This window comes from Shewanella electrodiphila, assembly GCF_023283985.1.
GTDB lineage: Bacteria > Pseudomonadota > Gammaproteobacteria > Enterobacterales > Shewanellaceae > Shewanella > Shewanella electrodiphila.
The window spans coordinates 78350-91598 of the sequence record NZ_JAKIKU010000007.1 but is presented as its reverse complement, the minus strand read 5'-3'; the positions used below and the strand labels follow the sequence as shown (position 1 = coordinate 91598).

10 protein-coding genes are annotated in these 13249 nt (G+C 42.7%); 4 read left to right on the top strand and 6 right to left on the bottom strand.

Annotated elements, in window-relative coordinates; translation table 11 throughout:
- Positions 1-9 precede the first annotated feature (9 nt).
- Entirely contained in the window at positions 10-1353 is a 1344-nt protein-coding gene (gene pmbA, locus L2737_RS13800) for a metalloprotease PmbA (RefSeq protein ID WP_102527462.1), read from the bottom strand.
- Between the two features lie 248 nt (positions 1354-1601).
- Between pmbA and yjgA the strand changes: the two genes are divergently transcribed.
- From yjgA to L2737_RS13780, 4 genes are all read left to right on the top strand, one after another.
- Complete coding sequence (gene yjgA / locus L2737_RS13795; protein ID WP_102527461.1) at positions 1602-2135, top strand: ribosome biogenesis factor YjgA; 534 nt, start codon at positions 1602-1604, stop codon at positions 2133-2135.
- Between the two features lie 24 nt (positions 2136-2159).
- The gene (locus tag L2737_RS13790; RefSeq protein ID WP_248956079.1) at positions 2160-4721 is read left to right on the top strand and encodes an Ig-like domain-containing protein; all 2562 of its coding nucleotides are present in this window, start codon (positions 2160-2162) and stop codon (positions 4719-4721) included.
- A gap of 236 nt (positions 4722-4957) precedes the next feature.
- Positions 4958-5854, top strand: coding sequence for a LysR substrate-binding domain-containing protein (locus tag L2737_RS13785; RefSeq protein ID WP_248956078.1), 897 nt, complete (start codon positions 4958-4960; stop codon positions 5852-5854).
- A 252-nt stretch (positions 5855-6106) separates the two neighbouring features.
- The gene (locus tag L2737_RS13780; RefSeq protein ID WP_248956077.1) at positions 6107-6607 is read left to right on the top strand and encodes a hypothetical protein; all 501 of its coding nucleotides are present in this window, start codon (positions 6107-6109) and stop codon (positions 6605-6607) included.
- Positions 6608-6727: 120 nt separating this feature from the next.
- On the opposite strand, the gene L2737_RS13775 is transcribed toward L2737_RS13780, so the two are convergent.
- The 5 genes from L2737_RS13775 to tldD form a co-directional block, all read right to left on the bottom strand.
- Positions 6728-7867 (bottom strand): ABC transporter permease, encoded by a 1140-nt coding sequence (locus L2737_RS13775; protein WP_248956076.1) that lies wholly within the window; start codon positions 7865-7867, stop codon positions 6728-6730.
- Positions 7864-9066 (bottom strand): ABC transporter permease, encoded by a 1203-nt coding sequence (locus L2737_RS13770; RefSeq protein ID WP_248956075.1) that lies wholly within the window; start codon positions 9064-9066, stop codon positions 7864-7866. The genes L2737_RS13775 and L2737_RS13770 overlap by 4 nt, the downstream gene beginning before the upstream one ends.
- Before the next feature lie 47 nt (positions 9067-9113).
- Positions 9114-10088 carry an HlyD family secretion protein gene (locus L2737_RS13765; RefSeq protein WP_102527455.1) on the bottom strand — a complete coding sequence of 325 codons (975 nt, stop codon included), beginning with the start codon at positions 10086-10088 and terminating at the stop codon, positions 9114-9116.
- The gene (locus L2737_RS13760; RefSeq protein WP_241906383.1) at positions 10078-11523 is read right to left on the bottom strand and encodes a TolC family protein; all 1446 of its coding nucleotides are present in this window, start codon (positions 11521-11523) and stop codon (positions 10078-10080) included. The genes L2737_RS13765 and L2737_RS13760 overlap by 11 nt, the downstream gene beginning before the upstream one ends.
- Before the next feature lie 136 nt (positions 11524-11659).
- On the bottom strand, positions 11660-13108 hold the full coding sequence (tldD, locus tag L2737_RS13755) for a metalloprotease TldD (RefSeq protein ID WP_248956073.1): 1449 nt from the start codon (positions 13106-13108) through the stop codon (positions 11660-11662).
- Positions 13109-13249 lie beyond the last annotated feature (141 nt).

The window sequence follows — 13249 nt, the reverse complement described above, 5'->3', positions numbered from 1 at the left end:
TTAAGCAGATTAGCTACCTGCGATTTTCATCTCACTCAGTAAGATACCGCCGGTACGGATTGAAGAACGTAAATCTTGATCCTTAGCAACCGCTTGCACGCCCATAAACATGTCTTTTAAATTACCAGCGATAGTAATCTCTTCCACTGGGTATTGGATTTCACCGTTCTCGACATAAAAGCCTGCTGCACCTCGAGAGTAATCCCCGGTCACCATGTTCACGCCTTGACCCATCACCTCAGTGACAATTAACCCTGTACCCATCTGTTTAATAAGTTCATCAAAGGTTTGCCCAGAGTGACTTAAAGTCCAGTTGTAAATACCACCAGCATGGCCAGTATTAGGTAGAGATAACTTACGTGCAGAATAACTGGTTAATAGATATGTTTCTAATTGGCCACGATCAATGATTTGACGTTGCTGAGTTGCCACGCCTTCACTGTCATAGTTTGCACTTGCAAGTGCGCCAACCATATGCGGGTTTTCTTCAATACTAAACCAATCAGGAAACAGTTGAGTATTGATAGAATCTTGTAAGAAGCTTGATTTACGGTACAAGCTACTGCCGCTAATCGCACCAATCAAGTGACCAATCAGGCCTGTCGCGATTTCAGGTGAAAACAAAACAGGTAAGTTCGATGTTGGGATTTTACGTGCGTTAAGACGGTTTACCGTCTTATTTGCGGCTAATAATCCCACTGACTCTGGCGTCATTAATTCGTTATATTTACGGGCAATAGTGTAATCATAATCGCGTTGCATATTGCCATCAGCTTCTTCACCAATCACCACACAACTTAAACTATAACGCGAGCTGCAATAGCCATTTAAGAAGCCATGGCTGTTACCGTACACTTTAGCAGCGGTATGTGCATTAGCCGTTGCTCCGTCTGAATGTTGCACTCGCTCATCAACCGATAAACTGGCTTCCTCAGCACGAATGGCTAGCTGAGCCAGCTCGTCAGGACTGATATCTTGTGGATGATATAAATCTAGATCGCGAATGGTTTGCGCCATTAGCTCTTTATCCGCTAAGCCGCTAAATGGATCTGATGAGGTATATTTTGCGATGTCATTCGCTGCTTTTACCGCTATAGCAATCGCATCAGGACTTAAATCTGATGTTGATGAGCTGCCTTTACAACCATCTCGGTAGACTGTAATACCTAAAGCACCGTCTTTATTAAACTCAACGGTTTCAACTTCTTTCTCTCGCGTTGAAACCGACAGTCCTTGTTGTTTGCTAATGGCAACTTCAGCAGCACTCGTGCCTAATTTTTTTGCATATTCTAATGCTACAGCAACGGCATCTTTTAACGCCGATAATTCAGTATCAATATTATTGGTAGACACAAACTTACTCTTCAGTTTCCATTGTTGCGCCTAGCATATCAAATTCAAAACTGTATTGATAACCAACAAAACAAGGATTTAGCCCCACAAATAGGGTTAAATAAACTAACCTTTAGTTATCGTGTTGAATTATCACTTAATGAGTGCAAATGTGTTTTAAAGTAAATCGTCTTCTTAACGTATATTCAGTGGCCGCGATAGCCTCTGAAGTGTTATTATTCGATGATATTTATTAGAGGTTATTTACTATGAAAATTGTCGGCGATTCAGATCACTTCCACCAGCCATATGACAATGACGATGATTACGTCAGCAGAACAGAATTCAAGAAAGAAAGCGAAGATGCACAAGAGCTAGGCATGCGCCTTATTGCTTTAAGCAAATCGCAACTAGACAAAATTGGTTTAGATGAATTTTTGTATGATGCTGTCTTAAAAACTAAAAGCATTAAACCGAAAACTGAGGCATACCGACGTCATCTTCAGTACATCGGTAAATTAATGCGCGGTTTTGAGCACGAACCCATCATTACAGCACTAGATAATGTGTTGAATAAAAACAATAATGAAACTGCTCAAGTGCAGATTATTGAAAAACTTCGTGCCCGTTTACTTGAAAATCCAAACGAAGAAGTTGAAACATTACTTGCTCAACATGAAGCATTTGATCGTCAAAAGTTGCGCCAACTTATTCGCCAATCAACTAAAGAGTTAGCCAAAGGCCCTGAATCAAAATCTCATAAAGAATTATTCAAATACTTACGCGCCGGTTTAGCTGAATAAAATTTACTTACAAGGATGTTGCTGATGCTACTAAAAAAAATAATACATGCACTGCCTTTATCAATTGCTTCACTTGGATTACTCGGGTTACTTGCTGGCTGTAATGGCCCGTCTGATGACAACGACAATGGTGGGGGAGAAGATGGAAGCTATAGCATTAGTGTTAGCTACCAAACCGTTGTTAATGGACAATGTGATGCCGATACCGACTCACTGACATTTGATATCAACGAAAGCTTTTGTGCGGTAGCTCAGCTTAAACTGTCCAATAGCAACGTCAGTGGTGCCATTGTCAATTTTACCCCTGACTTTGGTGAAGCCAGTGCTGAGAGTAAGTTAACTGACAGTGATGGCCTCGCGAGTGTATTTATTAGCTCTACGAGCAATGCCGTTGGTGCGGGCACTTTGATGGTATCGTTCAATCCTGATGATGCCGATAGTGTCAGCGCAAGTAAAAATTATCAGTTTGAAGATACCAATACCGTGCCTACACCGGATACCATTTCGGTTACAGCGAGTATCACTCAAGCAGGTCAAACAGTCACCCGCTTTAAAATTGATCAAGCTGTACTGCTGACAGCCAGTGTAATGGATGGTGCTAACCAACCAATCGCAAATCAACTGGTTAGCTTCCAAGCAGGTAATGCCAGTTTATCACCTGATAGCGCACTCACTACAGCTGAAGGCATTGCGAGCATTAGTTATACCGCTTCAAGTAGTGAATTAGGCGCCTATACCTTAGTCACCAGCACTGATTTTAACGATGAAACAATATCTGGTACCAGTGATTATGAAGTATTAGCGGGTGATGAAGTGATCCCTGAGGGCACTTTAAAGTTTGGTTTTATTGATAACTCAGACCCTGACGCAGATGTGTTTATTGAAGGTAAATTAGGCTCAACCTTAACTGCCGATGCTGACGGTAATTTTATTATTGGTGCAGGTGCGAGTTTTGGGGTTTATGCTGATGTTATTGTCGAAGCAGCTGACGGGACATTCGAGCCATTACAGAGCCCAGTAAGCGTATCATTAACCTCTGATTGTGTAACCAATACTGATGCAGCTATCGACTCTCCAGTGGTTACATCTACAGGTACAGCAAGCTCAACTTATCAAGACTTAAGCTGTAGTGGTAATAGTGTCCGAAGTGAGCAAATTGTTGCAACAGCACTGATTGGCAGTGAATCCTTCAGTGCAAATTTTGATTTTTCATTAGAGCGTCAAACACTCGGAAGTCTTAGTTTTGTTTCTGCAGACCCGACTCAAATCCGCATTAAAGGTGCTGGCGGGACTGGCTCTACCGAGACTTCATTAGTGACGTTTTTAATTAGCAGTGCTAATGGACAACCTATAGCACTGCAAGATGTAGACTTTAGTTTAGATACTATTGTTGGCGGCTTAAGCTTCTCAAATGGCAATACCACTAGCCAAGCAACCAGTAATTCTGATGGTTTAGTCTCTGTAACGGTTCAATCGGGTACTATTCCGACGCCTGTGCGTGTTTTAGCATCAGCCACAGATTCAGGCAATACCATTACCACTCAGTCTGAACAGCTCACTGTTAACACAGGTCTGCCTCAACAGCTTGGGTTTAGTATCTCTCCTTCGTTATTTAACCCTGAAGCGGGCAACAACAATGGTGAAGAGGTCACAATGACCGTGTTTGCTTCTGACAGTTTCGGCAACCCAGCTCCTGACGACACCACAGTGAACTTTACTGCTGAAGGTGGACAAATACAGCCTTCTTGTTCAACAGTTAATGGTAGTTGCTCTGTCATATGGACATCAACTGACCCGCGCCCAACCGATCACCGTGTAACAGTATTAGCCTATGCGCTGGGTCATGAAACCTTCTTTGATACCAATGGTAATAACATTTTTGATGATGCTGATGGCGGCGTAATCACAGATGCTTGTTTAGATGGAGTAGGAAATGCCATTGCCTGTACAGGTAATGGTATGGACCGAGAAACTTACCATCAAGGTGGTTTCAGTGACTTAGGTGATGCCTTCAGAGATGATGATGAATCTGGGTTTCGCCGTGATGGTGAACCTTATTTCAATACTACAGGTGATACTTACAACGCCCATTGCGATGTCATTGACTGTGTGAACCCATTTAGTGGTGATGGCATGTTCAATGGCCCACAATGTGAAGGTAGTTTATGTGGCGAAGACCAAGCAAACAAAACTTACATTCGCGCCGCAACGGTATTAACCATGTCAGGCTCGGGCGCTACAATCATCACCACTGATGTTGATAGTAATCCGATCAGCGATTTAACTTTAGCACCAGAAGCCATGAGCACTATTTTTGTTGAATTATATGATAGTGCCAAGCAAGTCTTGCCAGCAGGAACGACACTAACCGTTACAGCAACCAATGGCGCAATCGACTTCAATGGTTATACCGTACCAAATAAAACCTGCTACAGCTTTACCGATGCAAGCCTTGAATGTAATGAAGTGGCGACTCGATTTACCTATACCGCATCTGATGAAGTTGGCCAAGACACGATAACCTTAACCACAACCACACCTGCGGGATTAAAAACTGAAGTATTTTTCAGTGTGACAGTTGAATAAGTTTATTCACAAAAGGCTAAGTTAGTCGTCAAATCGTTCAAATTAAAAGCTGAAATATTGTACAAAAGCCTGCTCATGCAGGCTTTTTTATTGACTGAATTCAGCGCACCAGAAAAGTGCAGACGCTCAACCATAAAGCGAATGGTTACTCACCAATATACTAAACCATTGAATTTTATCGCTTCAGTATTGGCTTAGCATTTGCTTATATATTTTTTTAGTTAATTGAGAACACCATGTTACCTTTACATACCTCACTTCGAGGTTTGCGCTGTTTTTGTGTAGCCGCAGAGTGCTTAAGCTTTAAAGAAACTGCCCATCGACTTTTTCTCACCCCTTCAGCGGTGAGTCACCAAATCAAACAATTAGAAGAAAATTTACAACTTTCATTATTTAAGCGTCAAACTCGCTCAATAACCCTCACAGATGATGGCAGTCGTTTCTATCAACAAGTCGCGCCATTAATGGTGAAATTATCAGAAACGGTCAACCAATTCAATCAACAAAAAAGTATGCAAGAAGTAAGCATTTCGATGCCTGAATTTTTTGCCAGTGAGCTGTTTGTGCCACAACTCGTCGGTTGGTCAACAGAGTATCCACATATCAACTTAAAGCTAGAAACCGTAAAAACTCGCTCTGCACAAACCGCCCAAACAGATCTATCCATTGTGTTATCCGGCACTCGACATAACAGTGAACATTCATACCAACTCTTTCCACTTAACTATGTTCCTGCTTGTAACCCCATTTTATATGCCCACATTAAAGATAAGGGACTGGACGCTTTATCAGAAACACCATTAATCGTTCACCAAGCAAGACCCCACTCTTGGGAGCAATGGGCTGAAGCTGCTGGAATACATAACTTTAAAGCCAAACAAATAATCCAGTTAGACAGCATGTTCAGCGTTGCACGAGCCGCAGAACAAGGCTTAGGCATTGCCCTTATTCCCCTACCGATCAGTCAAAAGTGGTTTGATAATAAAAGCTTAGTTGCTTTATTTCCCCAAACACTCAACAGCCGAGATAACTATCACCTCATTCATCACGGCAACAGCCAGCCTAATGTAGACGTTCAACAGTTAATTGACTGGATTGTCGCGCGATTTAATTTTCAAAATAAGCCGCTATAGAACCCTAAATTGTGTTGTTCATTTTTACTGCGTTATCGGCTTTTATGTAGCATGGCTACACCACAAAGCCTCTGCCTTATCTAAATGAACAACAACTCGCTGCAAAAACAACTGTGATAGTTCAATACGCCCTAAATATCGATAAGTGAAAAAAACTCACTTATCGATCCAATTATTCTCGTTTGTCAGCTATCACAGTTTTGCCTAAATTAGCGATGTAGCAACCGCTACTACCTATAAAGGAGTATTAAAATGAAACATTCTAAACTGACCTCAATGATCGCTGCTAGTCTATTAATTGCTTGTTCAGGAAGTGTTTTTGCTGCAGCAGTAGAAACCACAAGTTACAAAATGGTGTTAATTGAAAACATGCCAGGTGTGGACGCCATTCAAGCGGGTGATCTTGCTGAAGGCATCGCATTAACCAAATCAGCTAAACGCTCTGCAATCGATACTTATACACGTAACCTCAATTTATGCGTTGGTTACACCAAAATGTCTAAGTATGAAATTGCCGAAGAAGCCTGTACTGAAGCAGTAAAAATGGCTGTTAATGCAGACAAGCTACCATCGATGCAAATGCGCGCATACGCCTACAATAACCGTGGTGTGATGAAAGTATTAGCCAATGATAATACAGGTGCCTTAGAAGACTTTAAAAAGGCAGCTAAAGCCACTCATGAGCCAATCTACAAGCAAAACTTACTTCGCCTAGAAGCTGAACTTAACAACGCTGAAACGGGAACTTTATAATTTGGAAGACGATCAACAGCGACAGCAAAGCTTAATAAAGCTAATTAATAATACTGAAAAACCAATAGACATTGCGCTTAAGCCAATGTCTATTTTTTTATGGATTTGAAAGGATGTGTTCTACGCCAAATCACTCGGTAGTCTGCGCTTGACACCTATGTAAGCCAGCAATAAAAACAAAGCAAATAATACCCACATTTGCAGCCATTGCGGCAACACAGTCACCCAGTCCGCCCCCATTTGATTTAATTCTAACATTCCTAAAATGGCGGGTACTGCCGGGATAACTTGTGATAATTGCACTAACACATCTGGGATTAATGCTAATGGCCAAACAAAACCTGACACAAACAATATTGGCATTGAAACTAACAGCAGCACTTGGGTCGGTAGCTCACGCTTAACAAACAAACTGCTTAAGGCGATACCACAAGCTGCAGTCGACAATAAAAATGGCAACATGAACAAACTGACTTGGGCTAATGTCGCCTGCACACTGACATCATACCAATAGAAACAATAGCCTAGATAAAAGCTTGAAAACAGCACATAGATAAGACTAAATACCGTTAATCGAGCACCAATTAAGGCTGAGGGGGAAACCTTATTCCAGTAACCTTTTTTACGCCATTGCCCAGCCCCTAAAATCCCCGTACCGATCAACAAGGTTTGATGCAGAATAAGTAAAAATAACCCAGGCACTACATAGGGCGTGTAGCCTAAACTGGGATTAAATGCTGGAACACTATTAATATTGACTGAATTTAAGCTTTGCTGAGCTTGGATAGGGTTTTGGCCTCGAGCCAATAAACCCACCATTTGAATTTGCTTACCCGCATCCATGCCGGCGCTAATGAGACCTTCTGCAATAGCTGAGTAAATCAAAAAGTAGCTCGCATCACCGCCGTAACTTAAGGTGGCACCTTTACCGAGTAATAGGTTGCGTCTGAAACCTTCAGGGATCACCAATAAACCGTGAGCTTTAGATTCTGAAATCCATTGCTCTGCTTCATGAATACTGCCAAGTTGCGCCACAATGTTAATTTTAGGGCTTGCATCGGCATGCCTAAGTAATTGCCTGCTTAACGATGAATTGTCATGATCAACCACCACAACCATCTGCTCTGTTGGCACCTGATTTAGATAAGGTAAGGGATATAAAACAGAATAAAATAACACCCCACCAAACATGGTAACGACTATCGCTTTATCAGCTAATATGGCCTTAAACTCGGCAAGTAATAATTGTAGCCAACTCATAAGCTAGCCCCTTTGTTATTACCTACAACAACTGATTCATCAGGTGACTGAATCTGGCTTTGTTGATTCGATAATTGCTTGCTACTGATCATTCGCTCGAGCGCCCAGGCCAGAACCAACACAATCAAAAAGTACCCATAGGATAAGAATTGCTGCAAGACTTGCGGTGTCTGTGCCCCATAGCTAATCACGCTTATATGAGAATCAATATAGTGGCTAGAAGGCATAATCAACCGCCACCACTGAGCTAATTGCGGCATATCATTAACAGGGAATGTCACTCCCATAAAGGCAAATGCTGGCGCAAACAGTGCAGTACAAAAGCTAACACTGCGTGCAGGCTCACGCATTAATAAGAACACCAAAATGACTAACGTCCAAAGCGCGAGAAGCATCATCACTAAAGCCATCACTAAAAGGCTTAAGGAGCCCGCAAAAGGTAGGTTCAGATAACCATATAACCATGCAAGAATGAAACAACCATGAAGCAGCATAATCGGCGTGTAGAAAAGGACCTTACAAACGACTTGTCGCCAGAAATCACTAGGCAATAAATAACTATCACCTTTGTTGATTAGCGTACTATTTAACGCATTTACAAACGTCATCATCGCAATCAGTTGTAATAGTGCAATCAACACCGGTGGCACTAAAAAGCCCACATAATTGTTGTTACGGTTAAATAACGCTGTTGTTTGACTGGTGACAGGGCTTAAGTTGACGGCCACAGAAGCTCGATTAACTCCGCTAAGGAGTTGATTCATGCCTGCAACTTCCATTAATCCAGCCCCTAGACTCATTTGAAGCTGGCTAGATAACAGCTTACCCACCAATAAAAATTGGCTGTTATACCGAATATCAACGGTAGGACTACCACTGGTTAGCAATGACTTTTTAAACTGATGAGGAAACAAAACCAGCGCATAAACTTCAGCTTGCTTCATTGCAGCTTCTGCATCCGCTAATTGCGCATAAGCAATAGGTTTAATAACCGAGTTGGCTGTTAAATTGCGAGTTAACATACGGGTTAATTGGCTATTGTCCTGATCGACCACAGCCACAGGAAGTTGCCTTGGCAAACCTGCACTAAACAGCCACCATAAACACAAAATACTGATAAGCGGAATGTAAGTCACCAAGGCAAGTTGCCAAGGCGAGTGCCATAAACGATTAAGTTCCTGTTTTAGTAAAGCCCGCATTTTTGCACCTTAACCTCTAACGACACTTTAACCTCTAACTAAAAATGCTAATCAACACTCAATAGCACTGACATACCGACTCTTAAATCAGCAATTGGACGATTCGGACGCAGCTCCACCTCAAAGGTGCGCATATCAAAATCGTGGCCACTTTCAGTGGAGCGCCAAGTGGCAAAACTGCCCATGACGCTAATATGTGAAATGGTAAATTCTTCTGTCACATTTAACGCAGGGATCGTTAATGCCACTGTTTGACCTTGCTTAAAATCAGCTAATTGGTCTTCACGCAGTTGCATTACCGCCCACGCATCAGAAATATCAATCAGGCTAACAACAGGAAAGCCGCTTGGTGCTAACTCACCCGCTTGTAATAACACTTCACTGACCTCAGCCACCTTAGGAGAGCGCATTTGGCTATCAGCTAAAATAGCACTGACTTCTTTAACTGCGCCCTCTGCCATACGTGCATTACCCGCAGCTGCAGCTTTCGTTTCAACTCGAGCACCTTCATCAGCCATTTGGTACATAGCTAATGCAGCTTGCTCAGTATATTGCGCCGCTTTCCATTGGGTGAATGCTTCATCTCGCTTTTGTCTGGCGACCACGCCTTCATCAAACAAGTTTTCCACTCTTTGATAGGTTGTGGCCATTAAGTCTGTTGCCGCTTTCGCTTTTAACCATTGCTCTTTAGATGCTGTGACTTGTTGCTGACGCGCGCCATTATCTGCTTCTTGTTGCATGGCTTTAGCAGCATCTCGTCCGCCCTCTGCTTGCATCAGTTTTGCATCTAACTCAGGGCTGTTAATCGCAAACAATAAATCCCCAACTGCCACTTTATCGCCACGTCGAACCATGACTTGCTCAACTCGTCCCGGCACCTTAGATGAAATGTTGTATTCTCGCGCTTCAATTTGCCCTTGTAATACCGTTTCTTTTGGCTCAAATGCTAGTTTTAGTCCGTAAGCTAATGTGCCTAGCAGAAAAATAATTGCGATAACGGCAATAACTCGATTAGCCCGCATGTTGCTGCTCCTGTAATTGGGTTCGACCAATGAACTCATCTAATTGGCCACTGATAGCCATTAATCTTGCGTAAGCCTGTACATAACGATATTGCGCCCCTAATTGCTGAGTTTTCACCGCGCTGAGTTTAAGCTCTGCATCGACTCGATCAATTGAGGTGGATAGGCCTTGATTAAAGGCTAACTCTCGCAAACGCAGGTTTTCTGTTGCCAACGCCAAAGATGTATTTAACGCTTTCACTTCTTCATCGGCTTGTTGTAATTGACGAAAGCTTTGATCAACCAATAAGCTTAAATCCTGTTGTGTTTGAGCTTTTGTATACTTGGCTTGTAACAATGCGCTTTGTGCTGCTTCCACTTTGCCACTGCGGCCATCACGACTAAACAGTGGTACATTGACGCCAACACCTACCATCCAGTCTGGTTCAATCTGTGAAAACAAGCTGTCATCTTCATACAAGGTATAGTTACCGTATAAAAACACAGTCGGGTGATAACGCCCCTTCTCTAGCTGAATGAGGCCACTCGCTTGTGCTTCTTTGGCTTCAAGTAGTTTCAGCGCAGGATGTTGAGTTAACGTTAGCTGACTTAAACGCGGCAACGAGGGAGATTGAGGCAAACTGAACAATCCAGAAGTGGGATTAGCATCGGTGAGCTGCAGCATTCGCGATAATGCAATTTGCGCCATTTCATGTTGGCGTTTTGAGCTACCTAAATTTACTTTGGCATTTTCTAGTGCCACCTGAGCATTCAATCGCTCAACTTTGGCAATCTGACCTTCACGCTCTAGTTTTTGTGCATGAGATTCATGTTCAGCGAGTGAATCAACTAATTGCTGATTGGTATTTACTAAGGTTTGCGTCACCGCTACGGCGAAATAGCGATCCACTAACTGAGTGAAAAGATCTCGTGTTGTTAATGAGTATTGATGCTTTTTCTCTTCGACATGGGCGGCATGAATACCTTGAGCAGCTGTAATTTTACCACCGGTATAAATCGGCCACATCGCTTGTAAGCTAGCGCGAAAAATATCTTGTTCAGTAAACGGCGTGACAAACATTGAACCAGGGATCGCCGCTAATGCTTCACCTAATGCCGGTGGTAAACCCGAAGGATCAATCGCAGCTAGAGGGTTAAGATCACGTAAATCTAGTTCGATTGGCTTTTCTAAACGGGTATAACTACCTGCAAGATTCAGTGAAGGCAGATTCATATCTTCGCCAGCACGCTCTTCAGCTTCAGCACGACTGACTTCTTGAGATTGGGCTTTGAGTTGGTCGCTGACAGTTAATAATTGCTGCCACGCGCTATTGAAGGCAATAGGTTCTGCTACAACAGGATGGGAAAGCGCACATAACGCAAGCAATGACGGCAATGCAGTTCGTCTTTTACTTGAATCAAACATACTCGAACAGAAAACAGCTAAATGCCTCATTAACTTCATCCTTTAAGTAGAGTAATTACTCTATTGATGGAGAATTATAACTAGTTTTACTTTTCACTACTACAGCAATGCTTTACCTATGTCACATAAATAAAAAAGGTGTCACCTAGACACCTTAGCAATTCACTTAAGCTGTACCGCCTACGGTTAAGCTGTCTAGTTTTAAGGTTGGCTGACCGACCCCAACAGGAACACTTTGGCCATCTTTACCGCACACACCAACACCTTGATCAAGTGCTAAGTCATTACCCACCATCGAGATTTGACTCATTGCTTCTGGACCATTGCCAATTAAGGTCGCGCCTTTAATCGCGTCGGTCACTTCGCCGTTTTCAATTAAGTAGGCTTCAGAAGCTGAGAATACAAACTTACCAGAAGTGATATCAACTTGGCCGCCACCAAAGTTTGGTGCATAAATGCCTTTTTTAACAGATTTAATCATCTCTTCTGGCGTAGAATCGCCAGCTTCCATATAAGTATTGGTCATACGTGGCATAGGTAAATGAGCATAAGATTCACGACGACCATTGCCAGTTGTCGCTTCGCCCATCAAGCGCGCATTTAGCTTATCTTGCATGTAACCTTTCAAAATTCCATTCTCAATCAAAGTGGTTTTTTGTGTCGGCACACCTTCATCATCAATGCTAAGTGAACCACGGCGATCTGCAATGGTGCCATCATCAACCACTGTCACCAGTTCTGACGCCACTTTTTGGCCCACTTTACCGCTAAAGGCACTGCTGCCCTTACGGTTAAAGTCACCTTCTAAACCATGACCTACCGCTTCATGCAATAATACACCTGGCCAGCCACTCCCTAATACAACCGGCATTTCGCCAGCTGGCGCATCAATGGCATTCACGTTCACTTGTGCTTGGCGCACTGCTTCACGTGCAAACTGAAAACAAACAGGTAATCCTGCGTCATCATTTACCATAAATACACTGTAATCATGACGACCACCGCCACCAGCACTGCCGCGCTCACGTTTGCCATTATCTTCTAAAATGACACTGCAATTAAAGCGCACTAACGGACGAATATCTGCAGCTAATGTGCCGTCACTCGCCGCCACTAAAATCTCTTCATGAACGCCAGATAAACTCACTACAACTTGAATAATGCGGCTATCAAGGCTGCGAATATAAGCATCGGTTTCTTTTAATAACTTAATCTTTGGTGCTTCTTCCATCGCAGCAATTGGGTCGGCGCTGTCATATAAACTATGAGTGGTATGACGCTTAAAGGCATGTACTTTATGCTCTTGACCCGCGAGTGCGATGCCTCTGGCAGCTTCTGCAGCAGACTGCAATGCAGCTGGGGTAATTTCATCGGCATAAGCAAAACCGGTCTTCTCACCCGTAATCGCCCTAACGCCCACACCGCGTTCAATATGAAAGCTGCCTTCTTTAATAATGCCATCTTCAAGGGCCCATGTTTCATGGCGGCTACCTTGAAAGTACAAGTCTGAAAAATCAATATTATGTTGGTGAATAATGTTTAGGTAATCCTGAAGACCATCTAACGTTAATCCATCTTGTAATAAACTTTGTTCTACTTGAGCTAGAAATGGCATTAATTCTCTCTTTAAGCCTAGCGGCTTCTAAAATGATGCTAATCAATCGCAATATCAACTGCGACTCTCGATAATTTGTTGTTTCTTATTAAAGCAATTTATCATTACTTTGACGGCGCTGCTTTATATTCAAACGGTGCT

Excerpts from the sequence above, each read along its gene's own strand:
- yjgA (WP_102527461.1), top strand. The coding sequence starts at position 1,602 with ATGAAAATTGTCGGCGATTCAGATCACTTCCACCAGCCATATGACAAT.
- L2737_RS13790 (WP_248956079.1), top strand. The coding sequence starts at position 2,160 with ATGCTACTAAAAAAAATAATACATGCACTGCCTTTATCAATTGCTTCA.
- L2737_RS13785 (WP_248956078.1), top strand. The coding sequence starts at position 4,958 with ATGTTACCTTTACATACCTCACTTCGAGGTTTGCGCTGTTTTTGTGTA.
- L2737_RS13780 (WP_248956077.1), top strand. The coding sequence starts at position 6,107 with ATGAAACATTCTAAACTGACCTCAATGATCGCTGCTAGTCTATTAATT.
- L2737_RS13775 (WP_248956076.1), bottom strand. The coding sequence starts at position 7,867 with ATGAGTTGGCTACAATTATTACTTGCCGAGTTTAAGGCCATATTAGCT.
- L2737_RS13770 (WP_248956075.1), bottom strand. The coding sequence starts at position 9,066 with ATGCGGGCTTTACTAAAACAGGAACTTAATCGTTTATGGCACTCGCCT.
- L2737_RS13765 (WP_102527455.1), bottom strand. The coding sequence starts at position 10,088 with ATGCGGGCTAATCGAGTTATTGCCGTTATCGCAATTATTTTTCTGCTA.
- L2737_RS13760 (WP_241906383.1), bottom strand. The coding sequence starts at position 11,523 with ATGAGGCATTTAGCTGTTTTCTGTTCGAGTATGTTTGATTCAAGTAAA.
- tldD (WP_248956073.1), bottom strand. The coding sequence starts at position 13,108 with ATGCCATTTCTAGCTCAAGTAGAACAAAGTTTATTACAAGATGGATTA.